18 protein-coding genes and 2 pseudogenes are annotated in these 24,726 nt (G+C 42.8%); 7 read left to right on the plus strand and 13 right to left on the minus strand.

What is annotated here, in order from left to right; all coding sequences use genetic code 11:
* Positions 1-7 precede the first annotated feature (7 nt).
* Genes P4S58_RS12975 through P4S58_RS12995 form a run of 5 tightly spaced genes read left to right on the plus strand, consistent with a single transcriptional unit; the run spans position 8 to position 3,897 of the window.
* Positions 8-691, plus strand: coding sequence for a MotA/TolQ/ExbB proton channel family protein (locus P4S58_RS12975; RefSeq protein ID WP_180980204.1), 684 nt, complete (start codon positions 8-10; stop codon positions 689-691).
* Entirely contained in the window at positions 691-1,113 is a 423-nt protein-coding gene (locus tag P4S58_RS12980; protein WP_337164211.1) for an ExbD/TolR family protein, read from the plus strand. The genes P4S58_RS12975 and P4S58_RS12980 overlap by 1 nt, the downstream gene beginning before the upstream one ends.
* Positions 1,110-1,979 carry a heme/hemin ABC transporter substrate-binding protein gene (locus P4S58_RS12985; RefSeq protein WP_337164213.1) on the plus strand — a complete coding sequence of 290 codons (870 nt, stop codon included), beginning with the start codon at positions 1,110-1,112 and terminating at the stop codon, positions 1,977-1,979. Before P4S58_RS12980 ends, P4S58_RS12985 begins: the two co-directional genes overlap by 4 nt.
* Before the next feature lie 38 nt (positions 1,980-2,017).
* Positions 2,018-3,058 (plus strand): FecCD family ABC transporter permease, encoded by a 1,041-nt coding sequence (locus tag P4S58_RS12990; RefSeq protein WP_337164214.1) that lies wholly within the window; start codon positions 2,018-2,020, stop codon positions 3,056-3,058.
* Between the two features lie 53 nt (positions 3,059-3,111).
* A complete protein-coding gene (locus P4S58_RS12995; RefSeq protein ID WP_443089020.1) occupies positions 3,112-3,897 on the plus strand; it encodes a heme ABC transporter ATP-binding protein in 786 nt (261 codons plus the stop codon).
* A 61-nt stretch (positions 3,898-3,958) separates the two neighbouring features.
* Here the strand turns inward: P4S58_RS12995 and P4S58_RS13000 are convergent.
* From P4S58_RS13000 to P4S58_RS13030, 7 genes and pseudogenes are all read right to left on the minus strand, one after another.
* Positions 3,959-6,114 (minus strand): annotated as a pseudogene (locus P4S58_RS13000) (TonB-dependent receptor).
* Between the two features lie 308 nt (positions 6,115-6,422).
* Positions 6,423-7,373 carry a GntR family transcriptional regulator gene (locus P4S58_RS13005; RefSeq protein ID WP_337164215.1) on the minus strand — a complete coding sequence of 317 codons (951 nt, stop codon included), beginning with the start codon at positions 7,371-7,373 and terminating at the stop codon, positions 6,423-6,425.
* Between the two features lie 96 nt (positions 7,374-7,469).
* Positions 7,470-9,469: pseudogene (gene fhuB / locus P4S58_RS13010) on the minus strand (Fe(3+)-hydroxamate ABC transporter permease FhuB).
* Positions 9,469-10,362, minus strand: a complete 894-nt coding sequence (locus tag P4S58_RS13015; protein WP_042480684.1) for an iron-siderophore ABC transporter substrate-binding protein — start codon at positions 10,360-10,362, stop codon at positions 9,469-9,471. The pseudogene fhuB and the gene P4S58_RS13015 overlap by 1 nt, the downstream one beginning before the upstream one ends.
* 17 nt (positions 10,363-10,379) lie before the next feature.
* Positions 10,380-11,147 (minus strand): ABC transporter ATP-binding protein, encoded by a 768-nt coding sequence (locus tag P4S58_RS13020; RefSeq protein WP_102967094.1) that lies wholly within the window; start codon positions 11,145-11,147, stop codon positions 10,380-10,382.
* 435 nt (positions 11,148-11,582) lie between these two features.
* Positions 11,583-13,415: a glutamine--fructose-6-phosphate transaminase (isomerizing) gene (gene glmS, locus P4S58_RS13025; RefSeq protein WP_102987531.1), complete on the minus strand. Its 1,833-nt coding sequence runs from the start codon at positions 13,413-13,415 to the stop codon at positions 11,583-11,585.
* Positions 13,416-13,517: 102 nt separating this feature from the next.
* The gene (locus P4S58_RS13030; protein ID WP_102987532.1) at positions 13,518-14,279 is read right to left on the minus strand and encodes a DeoR/GlpR family DNA-binding transcription regulator; all 762 of its coding nucleotides are present in this window, start codon (positions 14,277-14,279) and stop codon (positions 13,518-13,520) included.
* A 426-nt stretch (positions 14,280-14,705) separates the two neighbouring features.
* Here P4S58_RS13030 and pykF point away from each other — a divergent pair, with 426 nt between their 5' ends.
* Positions 14,706-16,118, plus strand: coding sequence for a pyruvate kinase PykF (gene pykF / locus P4S58_RS13035; RefSeq protein WP_042480699.1), 1,413 nt, complete (start codon positions 14,706-14,708; stop codon positions 16,116-16,118).
* Positions 16,119-16,515: 397 nt separating this feature from the next.
* On the opposite strand, the gene P4S58_RS13040 is transcribed toward pykF, so the two are convergent.
* From P4S58_RS13040 to P4S58_RS13050, 3 genes are all read right to left on the minus strand, one after another.
* Positions 16,516-18,399 (minus strand): sensor domain-containing diguanylate cyclase, encoded by a 1,884-nt coding sequence (locus P4S58_RS13040; RefSeq protein WP_337164218.1) that lies wholly within the window; start codon positions 18,397-18,399, stop codon positions 16,516-16,518.
* Positions 18,400-18,555: 156 nt separating this feature from the next.
* Positions 18,556-19,251 carry an oxidative stress defense protein gene (locus P4S58_RS13045; RefSeq protein WP_042480706.1) on the minus strand — a complete coding sequence of 232 codons (696 nt, stop codon included), beginning with the start codon at positions 19,249-19,251 and terminating at the stop codon, positions 18,556-18,558.
* A 95-nt stretch (positions 19,252-19,346) separates the two neighbouring features.
* Entirely contained in the window at positions 19,347-20,243 is an 897-nt protein-coding gene (locus P4S58_RS13050) for a LysR family transcriptional regulator ArgP (protein WP_337164219.1), read from the minus strand.
* 113 nt (positions 20,244-20,356) lie between these two features.
* Between P4S58_RS13050 and P4S58_RS13055 the strand changes: the two genes are divergently transcribed.
* Positions 20,357-20,989, plus strand: a complete 633-nt coding sequence (locus tag P4S58_RS13055; protein WP_337164220.1) for a LysE/ArgO family amino acid transporter — start codon at positions 20,357-20,359, stop codon at positions 20,987-20,989.
* A 92-nt stretch (positions 20,990-21,081) separates the two neighbouring features.
* Here P4S58_RS13055 and mscS read toward each other — a convergent pair whose 3' ends face one another.
* The 3 genes from mscS to P4S58_RS13070 all read right to left on the minus strand — a co-directional run bounded on the left by mscS (position 21,082) and on the right by P4S58_RS13070 (position 24,663).
* The gene (gene mscS / locus P4S58_RS13060; RefSeq protein ID WP_102955376.1) at positions 21,082-21,945 is read right to left on the minus strand and encodes a small-conductance mechanosensitive channel MscS; all 864 of its coding nucleotides are present in this window, start codon (positions 21,943-21,945) and stop codon (positions 21,082-21,084) included.
* Positions 21,946-22,260: 315 nt separating this feature from the next.
* On the minus strand, positions 22,261-23,337 hold the full coding sequence (fbaA, locus tag P4S58_RS13065) for a class II fructose-bisphosphate aldolase (protein WP_337164223.1): 1,077 nt from the start codon (positions 23,335-23,337) through the stop codon (positions 22,261-22,263).
* Between the two features lie 162 nt (positions 23,338-23,499).
* A complete protein-coding gene (locus tag P4S58_RS13070) occupies positions 23,500-24,663 on the minus strand; it encodes a phosphoglycerate kinase (RefSeq protein ID WP_102942942.1) in 1,164 nt (387 codons plus the stop codon).
* Between the last annotated feature and the right edge of the window lie 63 nt (positions 24,664-24,726).

The following is a 24,726-nucleotide window of genomic DNA, read 5'->3' on the forward strand; positions in this document are numbered from 1 at the left end:
CACTATCATGCAAACATTAACCAATATTCACAGTCAGCTCGGCATTATGACATGGCCACTTATCATCATGTCATTCCTCACTATCGCTATCTTGGTCGAACGTACGATCTACATGCTACTCAACAGCCGTACGCATACCACAGCAATCCTCCGAAGCATCCATAAACTGGATTTTTCTCGCCCGCAGGAAGTGGATGCGTTTATTAACAATGAACTAAACGGCAAGCAACTGATATTTCAATCCATGCGCATGCTTTTGGGTCATCGTCATTTTACCAAACCACTACGTGAAGAAGCCGTTGGTATCTGGCTATTCAAAAAACGACAGCAGTTTCGTTCAGGGATTCGCTTACTGTCGATGATTGGCGTGATCAGTCCGTTGATTGGACTACTTGGAACCGTATTAGGTTTGATGGAAATGTTTAGCGGCATGACCGACGCTAGCGCCGTCATTTCACCAGCAACCTTAGCGGACGGTTTAGGTCTGGCAATGACAACAACTGCCGCAGGTTTGATCATCGCCCTTCCTGCAATTACCGGTGCTCAACTACTGGGAATGTGGGTGGAGAAGACGCTTGCCAAGATTGAATACACCTTAAATCACAGCAATCTGCATATCGAAGGCATTGTGGTTGATCCCTTTTCTGGCAACCAAGGTGGACATGCTGTTACCACCGAGGAGGTGCTGTAATGATCCAGTCACACTCTCGTTTTCTCGAAGATGAATTTAAACCGGATCTCACACCGATGATCGACATCATCTTTATTGTGATGGTGTTTCTTCTGCTTACGGCGAACGTCAGTGTGCAAACACTGAATGTCGACATCCCTAAAACAGAAGAAACCAGTCAGCTTACCTCACCTGATAAACCCGTTATCTCAATCGGCATCTTGCACAATGAAGAGGAAAAGTGGGCATTAGATGGCGTGAAATACAGTGATTGGAACGCTTTCACGACAGAACTACTGAAAACTCGCAGCACCTATCCAGACAAACCTTTTGTGATTGCCGCAGATAAAAAAGCCGATGTGGAATCCATGCTCAACCTGTTTTCATTCATGCAAAAACACCAAATTCCCGCCACAAATATCGTTATGGAAGAACAACAATGAAAAAATTCGCTTTGGCATTCAGTTTGCTTTTATCGATTCCTTTTTTATCAATGGAATCGGCTTACGCTCAACAAGAAACACAGGCAAACAATCGCATCATTAGTGCGGGCTCAAGCATCACCGAACTACTGATTGCGTTAGGTGCGAAAGATCAGCTTATCGCCGTGGATGTGACAAGCCGAAAATACAACGCTGACGAAGCTTTGCCTCAAGTGGGGTATCACCGCCAGTTATCTGCTGAAGGATTAATGGCTCTTTCACCGACTCATTTAATTGGCTCTCATGAAATGGGCCCGGAGAACACCTTAACGCTTTTAAAGAGTGGCGGCATAAAAGTCGAGACAGTGCCTTCGGGAGATACAGAAGAAGACCTATTTGGCCGTATCGATAAAATCGCGCAAATCACAGGAACGCAAGAGAAAGCAAAAGCACTCAAAGCATCCATTGATAAGCAACTAAATGAGCTGAAATCTCGCAAGCTTGAGCATCAACCCAAAGTACTATTTGCCATGCTGACCAAAGGCAGACCAGCCACCATCGCAGGCGATCAAACCACCATCGACGTGATCATCAACCTTGCTGGTGGTCAGAATCCAGCGAAATCCGAAATGAGTTCATACAAACCACTAACCGCAGAAGCCATCGTACAAATGCAGCCTGATTTCTTGTTGGTCAGCACTCGTGCTTGGGAAGCATTAGGTGGGCATGAAGGCATTCTAAAAGAGTTCCCTCTTCTTGCGGCTACACCTGTTGCAGGCAAAGACCGCATTATTCCTGTCAGCAGTAGCGCCATCATTGGCGGCTTTGGACTTGAAAGTTTAGAGCTGACTGACGAGCTGTATAAAACATTCCAGACGTTCAATTAAGTCGAGTCTCACGCTCATCAAAACGAAGAAAAACAACAATGACAGATTCAAGAATGGTTTCGGCTAAAACTCTGTGCATAGTGGCAGTGATTGCGCTTTATTGCGCAACCATTGCCTCCATCAGTATGGGTGCGATGAACATCAGTTTATCTGACAGTTTGAAATCTCTGTTACCGATAGCAAGCCACGACTTACCTGCACACGTCACTATGATCGTTCAACAAGTTCGACTTCCTCGAACTTTGTTAGCCATTGCTGTTGGAGGGATTTTAGCAATCAGCGGCGCGGTGATGCAGGGGCTATTTCGTAATCCGCTCGCAGATCCGGGCATTATTGGTGTCTCTTCTGGTGCTGCATTGGGAGCGGCTTTAGCAATAGTTGTGTTTGGTGATCTTGCTAATCACTATCCAAACTTGCTGTTATTCGGAACGGTACCTATGTTCGCTTGTATCGGCGGTGCTTTTACGACATTTGCCGTATATCGCCTTGGTACCAGCGGTAACGGAACTTCCGTCACTATGATGCTGCTTTCCGGTGTCGCTATTTCAGCACTGGCAGGCGCAGCATTGGGGTTATTGAACTATTATGCCGATGACCAAGCTCTGCGAGACCTGTCACTTTGGACTATGGGATCATTGGCAGGCGCCAATCAAAAAGGTTTATGGCTCGCTTTTGCTACACTCATCATTTTGTTTTTCGCTTACTATCGTGATGCGGATAAGCTCAACGCCATGTTATTAGGTGAAGCGGAAGCGCGTCATATGGGCATTAACGTTCAGGCATTAAAGCGCCGTTTAATTGTGTTAGCAGCCTTTGGTGTCGGAGTCACCGTCGCATTAAGCGGTATGATTGGCTTTATCGGGCTTATCGTTCCTCATTTAGCCCGTATGATCATTGGCCCCAACTATCGTTCACTATTGCCAGTGACACTCTTTCTCGGCGCACTATTATTACTGATTTCCGATATGTTGGCTCGAACCGTGGTCGCGCCTTTAGATATGCCTGTTGGGATTGTCACCGCATTGCTTGGGGCACCATTCTTTGTTTGGATTTTGATTAAGCAAAAGGGGCGAATCTGATACTGTCTCTCTTATCTTCGAAATTTACCTCCTCAAACGCAGCGCAAGAATCGATTGAATATTCCGGTATTAAAACAGTCGAAATACGCCATTTGTCCGTGACTCTTGGTGATAAAACCGTACTGGATAACATTGACCTTACACTGAATCGCGGCGAGTTTACGGTTCTGCTTGGCCCTAATGGCACGGGTAAAAGTACCTTGTTAAAAGCACTAACCGGTGAAATCAACACACAAGGCGAGTTCGCACTCTTTGGTCAACGCCGAGATTCATGGTCAGCACCTTTGCTAGCAAAACATTTGGGTGTATTACCGCAAAGTAGTTCTCTGTCGTTTAACTTTATGGCTAAAGAAGTGATTGAGTTAGGCGGTATTGGGTTAACGATGTCTAATCGGCAACTTGAAGATGTAGTGGCAAAATACATGTGTGAAACGGATGTTGAGCACCTACGTTTTCGCTCATACCCTACTCTCTCAGGTGGCGAAAAACAGCGAGTGCATCTCGCTCGTGTGCTCACCCAGCTGGAACAAAGTGATCACAACAAAATTCTGCTACTAGATGAACCCACCTCTGCATTGGATATTCACCACCAGCACACAACTTTAGCTTTATCTCGTAAACTTGCTAATGAAGGCGCTACGGTTGTCGCTGTACTGCACGATCTTAATTTGGCGGCTCAATACGCTGACAGGATCGTTATTCTAAACCAAGGCAAAATTGCCGCAGACGATATTCCGGAGAAGGCTCTTAAACCGGAAATCATAGAAGCGGTCTATCACCATAAAGTCGATATCATTGCGCATCCTACGCACGGTCATCCTGTTGTCATTGCGAAATAATAAAACGTAAACGATCAAAAACAGCCACATTAACGTGGCTGTTTTGTTTTTTCCGTGTCGTTTAGAACTTAACTTGGTAGTTAAGTGTGTACGTTCGCCCACGGCCTTTATAATCGTATGCTGCTGAATCATAGTGTGCTGAGTAAACAATTTGCGCACGCTGTCCCCAAGCGGTGGTGTAGTCTTTATCAAGTAAGTTTTGAATACCAAAGCCTAAACTGCCAACTGGAAACTTATAGCTGCCGACTAGATCAAACAGGGTGTAACCTTCCAGCTTATTGTTTGATGCATCTTCATAATCAAACATCGTTTGGCTTTGCAGCTTGACCGCTAAGTCAGAGTCGTACCAGCCAACCCAAGCATTCGCCTTAGAAGTGCTTGCATAACCGGCATCATAATCTTCCCAACCTTTGTCTCCTTTCACTTCAGAAACAACATAATGACCAGAAGCACCGAGTTGAACATTCTCATGTACCCACAAAGACGCCATTGCTTCAAGACCGTAAACACGTTTCTTGTCTTCAAGTGTTTCGATTAGCATGGTTGTTTTGTTGTAAGTAACGTTTTTGTCTGACTGAGAGTAGTAGGCCGCAGTTTGCAGATTGAAATCGCCTTTATCTAAGCGGTAACCCAGCTCAAAACTGTTGGTCTTAATACCGAACATTTTTGAGTCATTGACGTTGATGCTCTCGTTAAGCTGCCAGTGATCACCCACTAAAGTGTAATCACCCTGACCGTAATATTTAGCAGGATCAGCCAGATCAAATCCCTGAGAGAAGTTTGCCCAAATCTCAGAATCTGTGTTCAGACTGTATACCGTACCTAAATTGAATAGCGCTACCGTGTAGTCTGTTTCGCCCCCGGAACGGCATCAGCGGTTAAGCCACTGCCGGCAGCAATTTTCTTCTGTTGATTGTATCCAACGAAGTCATCAATCTTGTTCGAGATGTATTGATAACGAACACCGCCTTCAACAATCCAATCATTAGTCAATGAATAGTCTGCTTGTACAAAACCAGCAACAGAGCTAACTTCAACGCCTGGGTAACGGCCTACTTGAGCAGAAGTTCGATTGACCAAATTACCGGAATCATTCGCAATCGTTGAATCATAGAGAGCCTGGTTGCTTTCGAGCTTATCTTGATAAGCATCAATACCATAGACGATATTGAACTTGTCGAAGTTCTTAGCCAAAACAGCCTTAAGAGAAACAACATCTGTAATTTGTTGACCTGAAGATTGGTAGTATGGAGTGAAAGTTTGATCTTCTTTACGGTAAGACGCTTCCGCGATCAACTGATGCCCAAGAACTTGTTCATCAATATAAGAAGCACTGAGCATAATGCGTTCAGTTCCATGTTCGCGGTCAGAATCAAAACCATTACGAACATCAACAAAATCACGGCCAACAATGTAAAGACCATACGGTGAATCTTGCTGGCTATCGTAATATTGAGCCAGCAAGTTCACTTTCTTAGTTTCCGAAACGTTGATACCGACTGTGGTTAGAAAATCTACGGTCTGGTTAAACTGCAATGACCCTTGTGAGATATCAGGAGTCGCAATCGTACCATTGCTATCAAAAACTCCCTGAGTTTCGGTATAAACGACAGAGGAACGAGCTTGAACGGTTTCATTACCACCTGAAATCGATTGAGCCACCTTGTAATCAAAGTCTTCACTAGAGTTGAGCCCCGATGTGCCCCCCACAAACGATTCAAATTCCAGCTCTTCACTTTGTGCTTTTTTAGTAATGATATTAATCACACCGCCAGAAGCACCTGCACCATAAATAGAGGTTGCTCCTGAGAGCACTTCAATACGATCAATATTAAATGGATCAATCGAGTCTAATTGGCGACTGATTTGACGTGAAGATTGCAACGAAACACCGTCGATGATCACGAGCATTGCACGTCCACGTAAGTTTTGACCAAAGTTGGTACGTGCGCCACTGCTGACATCGAGTGATGGAATCGCCGAAGCTAAAATGTCCCCTAAAGTCTTACCACCTCGGTACTCCTGTTCTATTTTCTCAGCATCGATATACCAAACCGTGCCAGGAATATCGCTGATCGCTTTAGGAGTGCGATTAGAGACTACCACCATTTTCTCTTGTGTTGTGATCTGTTGTGCTTGGGCTGTAAACACTGTAGTGACAGAAGCTATTGCTAACGCAATAGTAGACAGAGGAAACTTCCTTTTACTCGCTTTCATTATTTTCTCTTTGTTTATCAATATAAAGCTGCTCAATTTAACGTTCGAGCACGAAATTGTTTTAACCAACCATAAATGAGAATCATTATTATTGTATTTTTGCAGCGAAAACTCAATTGGTTAATGAGAATTATTTCCTTTTGTGCAATTGGCTATCGAGTAAAGTGAGGTTAATAGAAAAAACTACAGCGGTTGCTCGCCCCTAACAGACGATAATTGGTTTAGTGAAGAGAAAAATAAGACCGATGTAAGCTGCCTTTAGTCAGCAGCCTACGCCGTTAAATGTTGTTGTCCGCAATACTACGCCGTTAAATGTTGTTGTCCGCAATACTACGAACGAGCTTTTCACGCTCTGATTGAGAGAGATTCACGATATGGTTATAGGTGCGTTGCATGACACGAATGTCATTTTCTAATAGCTGAGTCAATTTGTTGGAGGCTTCTAGGTTGTTACCTTCCTGTACTAGATTGATGATCTCTAGACGACGTTGACAAGACTTACTGACCGAAGATTGAAAATGCATCGACACTAGATCCGAGGCTTTACGCATACGATTGTGTTGCTGCATATTGCCAAGTAGAAAACGATTGCCAGAACAAGCCGCGAGTAACTCATGGAAATCTGCGCTTAGACGAAACAACTCACTTGAAGTGACTGACTTTGGATTTTGAATAGCTTTAACATGCCGATCACGACAATTTTCTAATCCATTTAGATCGAGTGTCCAGCTCGGTTCAAGTAAACCCGCAGGTTCAAAAATCAATCGACATCGATAGCTTTCTGAATGTCTTTCAAGTGTGTTTAGAACACCATCGAGGTGCCACTTATATCCTGGACTACGACGCAAAATACCATCGTTTTCCAATAAGCGAAGTACGCTCTGTACCTCTCCACGATTAGATTGATAACGTTCTTGAAGTTCTTTTTCAGAGAACGCAGTTTCGATTTCGCCAAAGAACAGATCAATTAACAGTTTCAGATAGAGCTGCTCCTGACGAGACTCTTCTTGATCACCTTCAATTTCAATCGATTGAGCGTCGACTTGTAACACAAAACCCTTATAAGGAACGGCCTTTGTGATACCTAATGTTGACATATGCACAAGAACGGCACGCAGGGGAGTTCTCGATACTGCGAACTGCTGCGCCAACAAAGATTCATTCAAACTGTCGCCGACTCTCGCTTGTTCAACTTTCAGTTTAGCGACCACTTTTATCAATAAGTCTTGCTGAAGCTTAGTAATTGTTGTCTGTTTCATGGGTTAATAGTCGATAAATTCGTTAACCAAATCATAAATATAAACGCCTTCAATTACTATCAATCGTCTTTTTGAAACCAAAAAACAATTATTTTGTTAACGTCGCATGAGATAGAGGAAGTACCCACCACCAATCAAGGATGCAAGTAAACCAGCCGGGAACTGCCAAGGAAACCAAACCACTCGTCCGATCCAATCGGCTAAAACCATAATGATTCCACCAAGCAATGCAGCAGTAAGCATTTGGGGTATCGCTCGGAAATGGTGAAGTGAACGCGCCATATGCGGTGCTAATAAGCCAATAAAACTCAATGGCCCAATCACTATGGTACATAAAGTTGTTAAAGCCGCGACCAAAAGCAACAGCACTAGCCGCACAACCATTGCGTTGATCCCTAAGCTACTAACAGTGACTTCACCCAGACCAATAAGATCAATCCAACGATTAAGTGATAATGCAATGATTCCGATAAAAGCCACACCAATAGCTAATAGAAGAACATCGTTATGAGAAACTAAGTAAGTAGAGCCCGACAACCAAGTCAACAGAGCGGCAGCATTATCATGACCGGAACTCATCGTAATTCTGAGTAGCGCATCTAAGCCCGCGCTCAATGCAATACCAGTCAATAGTGTTTGCGTAGGCGCGAAGTTGTGCTTACGGCCCATCAACCAAACAATAGCGGTCACCGATACTGCACCTAAAGTACCCAGCAATATTTGCTGTTCTCGAGTGGCAGCAACACCAAGCAAAGAGCCTAAAACAAGGGTTAGCGCAGCACCAGAACTAATTCCTAACACTTCCGGACTTGCCATTGGGTTCTGAGATATACGTTGAATAATCGTGCCGGCAAAGGCTAATCCAATACCAGCAATCAAAGCCACCAGAACTCGGGGAGCGCGCAGTTCAAACAGTGATTGATTAAACCCAAAACTCCAACCGAACTGGTTCTTACCAATGACAACAGCGAAAAAAGAAACCAAGATCACCGCACACGTCAACGTAAGCAACGTATTTCGCGTCTCAACTAACTTGTAATTCACTATGCTTTCACTGCGAGCCTTAAGATCGGATTGAAGCTTAGTACGTTGCAGTAACCACAATAAAAATGGCGCACCAATCAATGCTGTCATTGCACCAGTAGGTACAAGCTCACCACCCACACCCGACAAAGGCTGACTGACTAAATCGACGGTAAGCAAGATTAAGCTTCCTATCCCGCCGCTAACCATAATCTGCTTGGCAAGTTCTCTGACGCCAAGCATTCTCGCAATAGCAGGTGCAACGATGCCAACAAAACCTATCAACCCTACTTCACTAACCACTGACGCTGTAATAAATATCGCTAACGATAAGCACATCAACTTGATCTGTTTGATATTGATACCCAAGGAAGTAGCAACATCATCACCAAACTGCAGCGCGGACAGCGGACGTTGTAGAATCAAAAGCAACAGCACTGGCAGAAAAACTAAAGGCAACAATACTTGCGTACTCGACCAATCATTTTGGTTGAGTGCCCCTGCACCCCACACAAAAATACTGGTTAATCGCTGTTCATGCAGCATGAGCAACATTGTGTTTAATGAACCCAAGAACAGACTGACCACCATACCGGCTAATACCATATGCAGGGGCGAAAATCCTCTTACAGAACTGAGCGCGAAGACCAAAAGCGTCGATAGACAGCCCCCACAAAAGCGGGAATAAATGCCGGAATCACAAAGTGAGCGGGAATGAGCAGAAGACCGAGCACCATACCAAGCTCTGCCCCTGCTGCAACACCTAATGTTGTCGGGGAAGCAATGGGATTACGCAGCACAAACTGCATCACACAACCTGCAACAGCGAGTGCAAAGCCACAAATAATCGCAACCGACAACCTTGGTAAATAGGTGAAATAAGTGATTAAGTGCTGATAGTTTTCTGAGTCAAAATGGAAAATCGTATCCAAGATGAGCCCTATTCCTTGTGAATAAGGGGCTGTCACTTGGATAAGAGTTCCAATGATTAAAGCAGCAACGCTTAACAAGGTTGCTGCTTTGATATTTAATCGACCGTTGGCCGGGTTCGCGATCTTTAAGGTGGTATTCATTAATGCTGGATAAGTTGCTCAGTAATGTGATCACTAAATCTTTGTGCTGCGATCAGACCACCAAACGTCCAAATCGCAGGGAGTTCATAAACCGAGTTGGTGCGGGTAAATTCCATCGCTTGCCAAAGAGGAGATTGCATGAGCTGATTACGTTGTTCTTCTTTTAAAGGGCCGAAAATCATTACGTTAGACTTTTGATGTTCCGCTAACTTCTCTGTTCCTGCGGTGGTAAATCCCCAAAGATTCGTTTGCTCTTGCCAATCATTTTTTAATCCCATCGCTTGAATCGTATCTTGTGCCAACGAACCTTGGCTATGGATACGAAGTGTTTTGTCGTTAATAAAGCGAGCAAACAGAAGCGGTTTATCAGCTTTACCAGCCGAAGCGATCTTTTTGCCGTTGTTTTCTAAACGCTCTATTGTCTCTGCTATGACTTGTTGAGCTTGCTGCTCTTTGCCAAACAGCTTACCCAAAGAGGTCGTAATAGATTTTGCTGACTCTATAGGTTGCTTCTCTTCACTGTAAACACTGTAAACGAGGACGGGCGCAATCTTGTTCAGTTGCTCATAAGCGGCAGCCATGTGTTTACTAATTAAGATAACGTCAGGCTTAATCTCTGTTAGCAACTCTAAGTTCGGTTCGCGGCGTGAACCGACATTTATCGCATCAGAGTTTAAACTGGGCTTCACCACCCATTCCTGATAGCCATCAGTATCTGCAACCCCTTCAAGTTCAACGCCTAAACTTAATACGGTTTCAGTCAATGCCCAATCTAACGCAACAACTTTGTTGGGTGTTGTTGCAAAAGAGGCCGTCCCCATTTCATGTGTAACGTCGAAAGCGTAGCTATTGAATGTTAATGCTGTCGTAAGCATTAATATGAGTTTTTTCACAGCGGGTTCCTTTTTGTTTACGGAATATAACTGATTGGGTTTCCGGTGCTCGGATTATCAAAGATCGCTAATTCCATACCGTATATTTTCATTAATGTGTCAGGAGTCATGAGCTCTTGAGGGGATCCTGAAGCAATAATTTTTCCGGAATGGAGTGCGATGAGGTGATCGCTAAACTTCGCCGCCATGTTCACATCATGCAGTACCATGATCACGGTTAATCCCAAGGTTTGATTAAGCTCTCGAATCAAAGCCAACAACTCATGTTGATGAGCGACGTCGAGAGCCGAAGTTGGTTCATCAAGCAAAATACACTGGGTTTGCTGCGCTAGTAACATCGCAACCCAAGCCCTTTGCCTTTCACCTCCAGACAAAGTTGCAACAAAACGATCGACAAACGGGGTTAATCCCACTTTCTCAATCGCCTGATCTACAATTTCATAATCTTCTTTTCCATAACGTCCAAATGCGCCTTTCCAAGGATAACGGCCGAAACAAACCAGCTCTCGCACTGTCACTCCATCCGTTAACGGTGGATGCTGAGGAAGATACGCAACCTGATGAGAAAATTCTAAGTTTGAAAATGACGAGACTGGTTGTTGATTAAATAAAACTTGTCCGCTAGTTGGTGGATTTTGTCGACTAAGAAGTTTCACCAACGTTGATTTACCACACCCGTTATGACCAAGAAGCGTTGTCACCTTTCCCGACGAAAAAGTGAGGTTGGTAGGAAAAAGAATTGTCTTACCATCGATTTGGAAAGACGTATCGACAAGTTGGTACATGAGTAAAAGAGTAAGTTAATTGTTGCCTATATTGCGCTCACCTTACCACGCCAGAAAATAAATGAGAATCATTTTCATAATAAGAGTTGTTTTAATAATAACTATAGCCATAATCATCTAGTTATTGATTTATATAATAATTATAAAAAATCTGGTTGGTTAACTTTAAATGGGGAAGATAGGTTTGTGTGCTGATAGCTGAATACTAAAGCTGATATTGATGGTTCTAGGCTACTTATTAATATCTCTTCGATGAGTCCCTCCTTACTTCTTTCCGCCTAATAGAGGAGTAAGTTTGTTTTGTGTTCTCTACAATAAATTCTAAACAGATCAAAAATGGCCGAAGTCAAAATACGCTTGACCTCGGCCACAAACTCTAGAAATCAGCTATCACTAAGTTTCTATCAGATTACTGTTAAACTTGTCATCAAGTCGTTATTCAACCGTCACCGCTTTAGCTAGGTTACGAGGTTGGTCAACGTCAGTACCTTTAATCAGTGCTACGTGGTAAGAAAGTAGCTGCATTGGCACTGTGTAGAAAATTGGCGCTGTGATTTCGCTGACGTGCGGCATTGGGATGATTTTCAAAGTATCGTCCGCTTCAAAGCCTGCTTTCTCATCTGCAAATACATATAGCAGACCACCACGAGCGCGTACTTCTTCAACGTTTGATTTTAGTTTTTCAAGCAAATCATTGTTTGGCGCGATAACCACAACAGGCATATCTGCGTCAATCAAAGCCAATGGACCGTGTTTTAATTCACCCGCCGCATAAGCTTCAGCATGAATGTAAGAGATCTCTTTTAGCTTCAGCGCCGCTTCCATAGCGATTGGGTAGTATTCACCGCGACCTAGGAACAGTGTGTGGTGCTTATCAGCAAAATCTTCCGCTAGAGCTTCAATCTGCTTATCAAATGCTAATGCACTTTCGATTTGAACTGGAAGAGCATGAATCGCTTCAACAATTTCTGCTTCTTTAGCAGCATCAACGCGGCCTTGTTCTTTACCAATCGCGGTAACAAGCATCAACATTGCTGCAAGTTGAGTGGTAAATGCTTTGGTTGAAGCCACACCAATTTCAGTTCCTGCGCGAGTCATGAATGCAATGTCAGATTCACGAACTAGCGAAGAGCCAGATACGTTACAGATTGTCATCGCTGCCATGTAGCCTTTCTCTTTAGCAATACGCAGCGCAGCTAGTGTGTCTGCCGTTTCACCTGATTGAGAAAGCGTAATTAGCAAGCTGTTTGGACGAGTCACAAAGTTACGGTAACGGAACTCAGAAGCGATCTCTACGTCACAACTAACGCCAGCGATATCTTCAAACCAGTAACGTGCCGCCATACCAGAGTTGTACGACGTACCACACGCGATGATTTGAACATGTTCAACCTTCTTAAGAATCTCAACCGCATTCACACCAATGCTTTCTGTGATCACGGAGTTATGTGTGGTTCGGCCTTCCATCGTGCTTTTCAGCGCCATTGGTTGCTCGAAGATCTCTTTTTGCATGAAGTGACGGTATTCACCTTTATCACCTGCATCGTGTTCGATGTTTGATTCAATCACTTCACGCTCAACCAGCTTGCCCGCTTGATCGTAAATAGTGACGTCACGACGAGTAATTTCAGCCACATCACCTTCTTCAAGGAACATGAAGCGACGCGTTACACTTAGAAGCGCAAGTTGGTCAGAAGCCAGGAAGTTTTCACCGATACCTAAACCAATAACAATCGGGCTACCAGAACGAGCAACAACGATACGACTAGGATCTTTGCGATCAAGCGCTACAGTACCGTATGCACCTTCTAATTGAGCTGCTGTTTTTTGTAGTGCTTCTAAAAGTGTTTCTGAAGTACGAAGTTCCCATTCCACAAGGTGAGCAATAACTTCTGTATCAGTTTGAGAAACGAATACGTAACCACGCTCTTGAAGCAAAGTACGAAGCTCTTCGTGGTTTTCGATAATACCGTTGTGAACAACAGCAATATCACCAGAAACATGTGGGTGAGCATTCACTTCAGAAGGAACACCGTGGGTTGCCCAACGAGTATGAGCGATACCTGTACCACCAACCACTTGTTCAGAGTTCACAGCATCAGCCAACTCCTGAACCTTGCCTAGGCGACGAATGCGCGTCAGGTTGCTCTGTGCATCAACAACCGCAACACCTGCTGAGTCGTAGCCGCGATATTCAAGACGACGTAAACCTTCAACCAGAATTTCAGCTACATCACGCTGCGCAACAGCGCCAACAATTCCACACATGTTATTACTCCAATTTCTTTTTTATCTAGTGCACTCTACGGCTGCAAGCAAAGCCTTAAAGTAGAGGCGGATTTAAAATTTTTCGGGTCTTAATGACCCAGTCTAGGCTCGAATCACTCGAACCTGATGAGATTCTATTTTTGCAACCAGTTCGTCAGACAACCCTTTATCGGTTACCAGAACGTCAATGTCGTCCCATGGCAGTTCTAAGTTCGGGATCTTTCTGCCGACTTTGTCGGACTCGACCATAACAACTACTTCTCTGGACACTTCAGCCATGACCTTGCTCAAACCGACCAATTCATTAAATGTCGAAGTACCACGTTCGAGATCGACGCCATCCGCACCGATGAACAACTGATCAAAATCATAGGAACGAAGAACGGATTCAGCCACTTTGCCTTGGAATGACTCAGAATGTGTATCCCAAGTGCCACCAGTCATTAGCAGTGTGGGTTCACTTTCGAGCTCATTTAGCGCATTCGCGACATTCAATGAGTTGGTCATGACAATTAACCCATGCTTATCATTAAGCTGGTTAATCAGTGCTGCGGTTGTACTTCCGCTATCAATAACAATACGGTTATGGTCTCGAATCAGTTTTGCAGCGGCTTTTGCTAACGCTTCCTTTCGAACTGAAACTTTTGAGCTCAGTTCGTCATTCACCACTTCTTTAGGCAAAGCAATCGCGCCACCATAACGACGTAGTAGTAGGCCATTCTGTTCTAATGATGCCAAATCCTTTCTAATAGTGACTTCTGAAGTTTCAAACTGAGTAGATAACTCTTCAACACTGACTTCACCTAATTGGTTAACTAGGTTAACAATCGTGTGCCTTCTTAGCTGAGTATTACGTTTTGACATGACATCCACAAGAGCAAGTTACGAAACGAAAGTTATTATATTCAAAACGAAACTTTTGTGTCTATTTATTTCGATCTAAAAAATTAATATTTCTGGCTAAAACCTTGTCCTAAGACAATTCTTAAGCAGTGATATTGTAATGATTAGGTGTTAGAATTCGCACCCTAAAGAAAAAAATTACAGAATGGTGTGTGATACTTTTGTAATTTTCACCAATCATGGTGACATAGATCACATTAAAATGATAATACGCCCTCAACAGGTAGTCATAAAATGACTAAACCTGTTGTAAGACTTTCAGTTTTGGAGTGAGCTGTACTCGAGAAAGAAATGTGGTAACGAAGAGATAAATTTGCCGCCATCGAGGCCATTCTTAAGCTATATATTAACTTTCAAATTGATAATATTCACCGGAGAGACTCTTCCATGAAAAAGACCAAAATCGTATGTACGATTGGCCCTAAAACTGAATCTGTAGAAAAATTAACAGAACTTGTTAATGCAGGCATGAACGTAATGCGCCTTAACTTTTCTCACGGAGACTTCGTAGAGCACGGTACTCGTATCGCTAACTTCCGTAAAGTTATGGAAAACACTGGTAAACAACTAGCAATCCTTTTGGATACTAAAGGTCCAGAAATCCGTACTATCAAACTAGAAAACGGTGATGATGTTGATCTAGTTGCTGGTCAAGAGTTCACTTTTACAACTGATACTTCTGTAGTTGGTAACAAAGACAAAGTAGCAGTAACTTACGCAGGTTTCGCAAAAGACCTAAGTGCAGGTAACACTATCCTTGTTGATGACGGTCTAATCGAGATGGAAGTTGTTTCTACAACTGATACTGACGTTATCTGTAAAGTTCTAAACAACGGCGCACTAGGCGAAAACAAAGGTGTTAACCTACCTGGCGTTTCGGTAAACCTACCAGCTCTATCTGAAAAAGATAAAGGCGACCTTAAGTTTGGTTGTGAGCAAGGCGTTGACTTCGTAGCAGCCTCTTTCATCCGTAAAGCTTCTGATGTAAAAGAAATCCGAGAAGTTCTTGCTGCAAACGGCGGCGAAAACATCCAAATCATCTCTAAAATTGAAAACCAAGAAGGTGTGGACAATTTTGATGAGATCCTTGAGCTATCTGACGGCATCATGGTTGCACGTGGCGACCTAGGTGTTGAAATTCCAGCTGAAGAAGTAATCTTCGCTCAGAAGATGATGATCGAGAAATGTAACCGTGCACGTAAAGTTGTAATCACTGCAACTCAAATGCTTGATTCTATGATCAAAAACCCTCGTCCAACTCGTGCAGAAGCGGGTGACGTTGCGAACGCAATCATGGACGGTACTGACGCAGTAATGCTTTCTGGCGAAACAGCAAAAGGTAAATACCCTGTTGAAGCGGTAACTATCATGGCGCAAATCGCTAAACGTACTGACTCTGTACTTAAAGCTGAACTAGGTTCTCGTCTAGACAGCCCACGTCTACGTATCACTGAAGCGGTATGTAAAGGCGCTGTAGATACTGCTGAGAAACTAGCTGCTCCACTTATTGTTGTTGCAACTGAAGCTGGTAAATCTGCTCGTTCAGTTCGTAAATACTTCCCAACAGCGAACATCATTGCTGTAACAACTAACGCTAAGACTGCTGCACAGCTTGTTCTTTCTAAAGGTGTTACTCCAGTGGTTGTTGATGCTTACGAAAGTACTGATGACTTCTACCGTCAAGGTAAAGAAATTGCGCTATCTTCTGGCCTAGGCAAGAAAGGCGATATCATTGTTATGGTTTCTGGTGCACTCGTTGCTTCAGGTACTACTAACACTGCATCTGTACATGTTCTTTAATTAGAACCCAAATTTGATACTAAAAAGCCGGAGCATCTGCTCCGGCTTTTTTAATTATTTTTTATCGTTATTCGTAAAGGTCTACCAGCCAAAAAACTCTTTATGGTGGGTGTTAAGTAGTAACACCATTGGAAGAAAATAAAGCGCGCTTAATTTTATTCCCAGCACCAATAAAGCGCTAATTGTCAGCCTCACTAGAAAATGATTAACCATACCCTGCCTCATGTTGCCAGAGTGTTTTAGCTTCCTTCTTTTTACTGAGCCGAGCTGAGTAAAAACCATAAATAGGAAAACCGGATCACTACTGATTAAAAAAACAACAGTTTACTTATTGTACAGTTTAGCTCAAGTAAAAAATTAAATTAGACTTTAGTCGATTCGTAATAAAAACGTGACATCAAGCAACCTCATCTGTCGTCAGACAGAGAGAAACTTGATTTCTACCAAGAGTTTTAGACTCATAGAGAGCAATATCCGCACATTTATAAGAGCGAGTGCTGTCTTGAGAAAGGTCAGAAATACCGGCACTTATGGTGATAGTTAGACTTTCGTCTAACTCAATGGCTTGTCTTAAACGTTCAACAACCAACTGCGCCTCTGGAGTTGAAGTGTGAGGCATGATCACTGCAAACTCTTCTCCGCCGATACGAGCAAGAAAATCTGTCACTCTAAGTTTTTCCGAGAGAACATCTGAGACTTTTACGATCACTTTGTCACCCTGATCATGTCCCTGCTCATCATTGACACGCTTAAAGTAGTCAATATCAATTAAGCACAAGCAGACCGAATAATCATCTGGGTATCGTTCTACAAGTTGAGTCTGTAACGTTAACTCTCTTTCAAATTTTCGGCGGTTCCAGAGATGAGTGAGTGAATCTTTCTCACTCAATTCTCTGAGTCTGTTCTCCAGCTCTTTTCGCTCGGAAATATCGACTATAGATGTGATGTAGTAACTAACTTTCCCTGCTTCAATGATTGCCTGAATTCGCATGATGGTTGTCAGCAACTGGCCTTCTGGTGTGACACACTCGACTTCACCCTCCCAAAGATTATTTTGATCAACTTGTTCAAGTACATTCAGAATGAACTCCATGCCATTGTGGCTGAGTAAAGTTTTAAGAGCATTGTGACCGCGAACCTCTTTACTGGATAAGCCAATCATGGTTTCAAACTCTCTGTTCACCATGATCACTTGATGAGACTTGTCTGAAATCATCACCGCAGTCATACCATCTAACGCAGCTCGAGCAAGCTTACTTTCGATATTACGGTGATAATAATGCAGTGACATAGAAACCGTTGGCAAAGCAAAAACCAACATGATCATGAAGACGAAGAAGCCCTCTTTGACTATATCATTCAGCTCATGTCGCGCTCGATCATAGAGTTGCTTAGGAGTAAAACGAATAACCAGATGAATGTTCTGACCAAAAAACTTATCGATAGGCTTAAAGACAATAAGATTCATATCTTCCATCAGATAGTTGTGATCTGATGCTTGTGCTTGCATCACTTCCCAAGTTTTAGGGAAGAAGGTAGCGAGGTCAAATCCATGGTATTGATTAGTCATATCACCATAGAAAGGCAACATGTTCTTTCCTGTTACCATATATCCATTGCTACCGACGATAGCTGGCGTTAAGTCATTTTTCGGGGAGTAATTGAGCTTATCAACCATCATCGACATATCGACTGAAATTACGATATATCCTTTTCGAGCGCCAAGGACAGAAACTGGAGATATGACTAATATCGTTGGTGTGTATGGTTTGGTAAAAGTATCCGGATCACTTGCCAGTTCTTCCGCCCATACCCCAACTTCATCTTCAGCCAGTGATTGTGCATATTGAAAAAATGAGGTTTGAGAAATGTCTACTACATCGTCTAACGCTTTGGTCCGGTGAATACTTGGCAGGTAATCGACATGGACAGTATCTACACCTTTCACATCAATAAAACCAATACCATCAAACCATTTTTGACCATTAGCCGTTGACGCCAATGCCATTTGAAGCTGATTACGAGTAACTAAGTTTGGAGACTCTACATAGTTGTAAGCGCTGCGTCCGTGACTTAAAAGAGAGATAGTCGAAAAGACCTGATCTCTTAAATTGCGGTATTCCTGCTCACTGTATGAGAGTTGATTAATCGCTTCACGTATAGAACGGTGATTGCTCGTATCTTGAACTTGATCGTATCGATAAGAGTAGAAAGTGACGATACCTGCTGTGATAAGGGCACAGGCTATGAGAAAAGCGACAATGATTTTAGAATATCTCATAACCCAGACTGACAATTAGCAACAAAAGCAAAGGCGCGCATTATATCACCATTGAAGCTAATCTGAATAAAAAAGTAGCGCTGAAATAAAAGCACACGTAATAAAAAACGTTAGGAACGCCGCATACTATTACGATAATTATCAACAAGTTACTATTCAATCAAGCTTATAGATAACGTTCACATTATCTCGGATGATCAATGTGGAATCTTGGTAGCTGTTGCTTACCGCTGACTCTTCACTAAATGTCGCAGCTCGAGTTAGTACCGCTTTTCTCATCGGAGCATTGTAGTCGATACGCCAAACACCATCTAATTTACGCCCAAATCCCTCAGCTAAAGACTGTGCTTTCTGTTGAGCATCTTTAATTGCAGCCATACGCGCTTGTTGCTGATATTTGTCTTCATCACGGACTTTTAATTGAATATCGTCGACTTGATTAATTTTCTCTTCTAGGGCGATATCCAAATACTCGTTCAACTTAGATAAATCATCGACTTCAACAGAGACATTTCTGATGGCACGATAACCTACTAGTTCAGGCTTACCGGTTTTTGGATAATGATATTGCGGAGTTAAGTAGAGGTTTGAACTGGTTATTTGAGACTCTTTGACACCTGCTTGAGTAAGACGCTTGATAAACGAAGTGACTATGTTATCGACACTCTCTTTCGCTTGTTCCGCATTCATTGTGATTTCGACGACTTTAACCGAAAACTCTGCCATATCTGGCGTCGCGATAACTTCACCATAACCAGACGTCGCCACATGCGGAAAGTCGAATTCCTGAGCTTGTGCAGCCATTGAAAACATACTCAATACCGCTAGAACTATTACAGAAAGTGCTTTCATTTCATTCCCCTAATTCAAAACCTATTGCTCAATAATAGATGAAAAATATTTCAGTCCCAGCGTCAGTGTATGTAAATTACACAATTCTGACATGCTCACTGTGGCAAGTTTTTTCTCGCATACTCAACCAAAGCCTGTGAACATTTCTTCAAACTGCCTGTTTCTAGCTGCCAATGATGCCAGTAAAGTTTCTGATCTATATACATCCCCGGCGTGATATCCATGAGTAACCCTTTTGCCAGTTCTTCTGCTATTTGGATCTTCGGAATCATGCAATAACCGAATCCCGCTACTGCTGCTTTTACACAAGCTTCAGAGCTACCCACTGTGTGTTTAACTTCACTGACCATTTCAAAACCAAAATGATCGTAAACAAAGCGTTCATTGATGAAGTCTTGCCTGTCGAACGCAACCGCTGGTGCCGTTTGTAAAGTTTGTATGCTGACTCCCTGAGGGAAATAGCGACAATAAAAATCGGGTGATGCGACACACAAGTAAGGCATATCACCGAGCAGAACTGCGTTACAACCCGGCAAAGTTCTAGGTGACTGGCTGATCGCACCAATCACTTCTCCGTTCTTAAGTTTATCCAGTGTTCTACGTTCATCATCGACAACCAGATGAATTTCCAAATTACTTTGTTTCATTGCCTCCGCAATAGCAGGCAATAGCCATGTGGCCAGACTGTCCGCGTTAGTTGCGATTGAAATCGAAATGGGCTTTTCACCGAAATCGTTGCTTAGATCTGGCAAAATATCCTGCTCTAAAACACAAACCTGACGATAGAGCCCAAGTAACTTCTGCCCTGCAGGTGTCACTCTTGGCGGGTTCTCTCTTACAAGTACAGGCTGAGCAAGCCATTTTTCTAGCTGCTTAATTCTTTGTGAGACCGCTGATTGCGAGACGCATAATACGGCAGCAGCTTTCTCAAAACTTCTTTGCAAGATAATCTGATCTAGAGCTTCAAGCCATCGATAATCTAATCCACGCACAATCTCACCATAAGTACCTCTAATGACGCATTAATATTATTAGTTTTATTTCTATCAATCTATACCGTATTTTTCATGCAACATTTATTAACTTAAACCTTAAAGAAACGACTATGAATTTTTGGATATTGCTACAGGGATTTAGCCTGGGTGCGACAATGATTATCCCCATTGGGGCACAAAATGCTTATGTTCTAAACCAAGGTATTAAAAGAAACCATCATCTTACTACCGCAACAATTTGCAGCGTGATGGATGTGTTCTTTATTTCTTTAGGTATTTTTGGCGGTGGTGCACTGCTTTCTCAAAATGAGACGCTACTGACCGTTGTTACTCTTGGGGGAATCGCATTTCTGACTTTTTATGGCTGGCTTTCATTTCGAGCTGCTCTTCAAAGTTCTGACGAACAGGAAAGCCAACCTCAAAAACTGGCTCGAGGGCGACGGGCGGTTATATTAGGTGCACTTGCGGTTACGGTATTAAACCCACATCTTTATTTAGATACAGTGGTTATTCTTGGCTCAATTGGCGGACAATTTGAAGGAAGCGATCGCCTTGCATTTGCTTTGGGAACTATGACCGCTTCTTTTGTTTGGTTCTATGGATTATCCATCGGAGCAGCCAAGTTAGCACCGGTACTATCCAAACCTAAGACAAAGAAAACCATCGACTTAATCGTAGCAAGCATGATGTTTATCATCGCCTTTGCTTTAGCCAAAAGTCTTTATACTCAGTGGTTCAACTAAAGAAAGTAGCAATCTATGTGAAAAGTCCATGTGAAAAATATGGACATAAAAAACGGAGGCTATTGCCTCCGTTTTTAGATTCATCATCGATATTAATCGACTTTGTTGAGATGAACATCCATTTGTGGGAATGGGATTTCAATACCGTTCGCATCCAACGCTTCTTTAATTGCTTGCATTGAATCGAAGTAAACACCCCAATAATCTTCTGTTTTACACCATGGACGTACGACAAAATTCACTGAAGAATCCGCTAGTGCCAATACACCAATTGTGATGTCTGGATCTTTCAGAATACGTGAGTCTTTCTCTAACGTTTCACGAATTACTTTTTTAGTTAACTTAAGATCAGCTTTATAAGAAACACCGATAACTAAATCTACACGACGAGTAGCGTGACGGGAATAGTTGGTAATTGAACCACCGATGATTGCACCATTTGGAACAACAACCATTTTGTTGTCTGGTGTTTTTAGAATAGTTTGGAAAATCTGAATCGCTTCAACCGAACCAGCTACCCCTGCAACTTCGACATAATCACCTGATTTAAATGGACGGAATCCAACAATCAACACACCCGCGGCAAAGTTAGAAAGCGAACCTTGCAGAGCTAAACCGATAGCTAAACCAGCCGCACCGATTACTGCTACTACAGAAGCAGTTTCAACGCCTACTCGGCCTAAAGCAGCAATTAGAACAATAACGAATAGAACATAGCGAACAAGACCATGGATAAACTCAACTACCGCTTTATCCATCTCTTTCTTATGCAGAACTTTAGCAACGCTACCCGCTACCGCTTTAACAATGATATTACCAATAATCAGGATAAGAATTGCCGAAACAATGTTCACCCCGTATTGAATTAATAAATCTGAATTACTGCTAAGCCAATCACTCATTTTATTCAATCCATCAGTAATTGGCGCTTCTATATCCAAAGATTCACCAGCCATACTTTCTTACCCTCTAAGACTCTTAATATTTTATAACCGATTATTTTACTCACTGAGCTTGTCTGGCATTACAAATCTGCACTGCTACTTTTCACTCACTGTGGGATTTATATGATATGACGTATAACTTCTTGCAAAGTCAGCTTTTTGCAAACAACAAAGCAAAAGGTTATCCCATCTATTTAGATCCTGTATCAGATTAAGCAATAAATTCACATTGTGCCAGTGCTTTGAATAAAATAGCTTTTCTGTCTCTTTACCAAGAAAAAAGCCCGCTCATCTGAGCGGGCTTGGCAAATCATCTAAAAATTTAGATTACAGTACGTCTACTGCGTTAAGGTCAGCAAATGCTTGCTCAAGACGCTTAACCATAGAAGCTTGACCAGCGCGTAGCCATACTCGTGGATCGTAGTATTTCTTGTTCGGAGCATCTTCACCAGTTGGGTTACCAATTTGACCTTGTAGGTAATCGTGGTTGTCTGCTTCGTATTGACGGATACCGTCCCAAGTTGCCCACTGTGTATCTGTATCGATGTTCATTTTGATAACACCGTAAGAGATAGACTCTTTGATTTCTGCTTCAGTAGAACCAGAACCACCGTGGAATACGAAGTTTAGAGAGTTCGCTGGAAGACCGAATTTCTCAGAAACGTAAGCTTGAGAGTCACGTAGGATAGTTGGAGTAAGAACAACGTTACCTGGCTTGTAAACGCCGTGCACGTTACCGAAAGAAGCTGCGATAGTGAAACGGTGGCTAACAGCGTTTAGTTTCTCATATGCGTAAGCAACATCTTCAGGAGAAGTGTATAGCTCAGATTGGTCCATATCTGAGTTATCAACGCCATCTTCTTCACCACCAGTACAACCAAGTTCGATCTCGATTGTCATGTTCATTTTAGCCATGCGCTCTAGGTACTTAGCACATGTTTCAACGTTCTCTTCTAGAGACTCTTCAGAAAGGTCTAGCATGTGAGAAGAGAATAGTGGCTTACCACTTTGTGCGAAGAACTCTTCACCAGCATCTAGTAGGCCGTCGATCCAAGGTAGTAGTTTCTTAGCAGCGTGGTCAGTGTGAAGAATTACAGGAACACCGTAAGACTCAGCAACAGCGTGAACGTATTTTGCACCAGCTACAGCGCCAAGAATTTGTGCACCTTGACCTTCTAGTTTAACGCCTTTACCTGCAAAGAAAGCAGCGCCACCGTTAGAAAATTGAACGATAACAGGAGCTTTAACTTTAGAAGCCGCTTCTAGTACGCCGTTCACAGAATCTGTGTTCACACAGTTAACTGCTGGAAGAGCGAAGCCGTTCTCTTTAGCTACTTGAAATACTTTTTGTACGTCATCACCAGAGATAACACCAGGTTTTACGAAATCGAAGATCTTAGACATGGATTTGATCCTATTTTCTGTCGTTTTAATAAATAAAAACGGTGAGTTTGAATTCTTTCATACGTCTGCTCACAACACTTGAAGTTTAACAGAACCAAGCTAGTTGCGCAGCAAACAATAAAGCGGAAAACTAATTTCCGCTTTATTAATAAATCATGATGATTAAGCTTTCGCGCGCTCTTCTAGCATCGCTACTGCAGGAAGTACTTTACCTTCAACGAATTCAAGGAAAGCACCACCACCAGTTGAGATGTAAGAAACGTCAGCTTTGATACCGAACTTGTCGATAGCTGCTAGCGTGTCACCACCGCCTGCTACAGAGAAACCTGCAGATTTAGCGATAGCTTCTGAAATGCCTTTAGTACCTGCTTCGAAGTTCTTGAACTCGAATACACCTACAGGGCCGTTCCAAAGGATAGTTTTAGCATTGCCAATGATTTCAGCAAGAGCCGCAGTTGAATCTGGACCTAGGTCGAAGATCATGTCGTCATCTTGAACATCAGCAACGTTCTTGATTTCAGCTTCTGCGTTTTCGTCGAATGCTTTCGCACATGCAACGTCAGTAGCAACTGGGATTGAACACTCTTTCATTAGTTTTTGAGCTGTTTCGATAAGGTCTGCTTCGTATAGAGACTTACCTACGTTGTGACCAGCAGCTGCGATGAATGTGTTCGCGATGCCACCACCAACAACAAGTTGGTCAGCAATTTTAGAAAGAGATTCTAGAACTGTTAGTTTAGTAGAAACTTTAGAACCACCAACGATAGCAACAAGTGGACGTTCTGGTTTGTCCATTGCTTTACCTAGTGCTTCAAGCTCAGCAGCAAGAAGAGGACCAGCACAAGCTACAGGTGCGTGCATACCAACACCGTGAGTTGAAGCTTGAGCACGGTGTGCTGTACCGAATGCGTCCATTACGAAAATGTCACATAGCGCAGCGTATTTCTTAGATAGTTCTTCTTCGTTTTTCTTCTCGCCTTTGTTAAAGCGAACGTTTTCAAGAACAACAAGCTCACCAGCGTTTAGCTCTAGGCCATCTAGGTAATCTTTAGCAAGTTTCACTTCGCACTCTAGTGCATCTTTTAGGTAGTTAACTACTGGTAGTAGAGAGAACTCTTCAGCATATTCGCCTTCAGTTGGACGACCTAGGTGAGAAGTCACCATTACTTTAGCGCCAGCTTCAATACAGTGTTTGATAGTTGGTAGTGAAGCTAGAATACGTGCATCAGATGTCACTTTGCCATCTTTCACAGGTACGTTTAGGTCAGCACGGATAAATACACGTTTACCTGCTAAATCCAGGTCAGTCATCTTGATTACAGACATGGTTTGTCCTCTCAAATATTAAAAAGAAAAGTTTCTGTAAGCCCGGCTATCCTGCCGAGCCTG

The organism is Vibrio sp. Hal054 (assembly GCF_037162405.1).
GTDB lineage: Bacteria > Pseudomonadota > Gammaproteobacteria > Enterobacterales > Vibrionaceae > Vibrio > Vibrio diazotrophicus.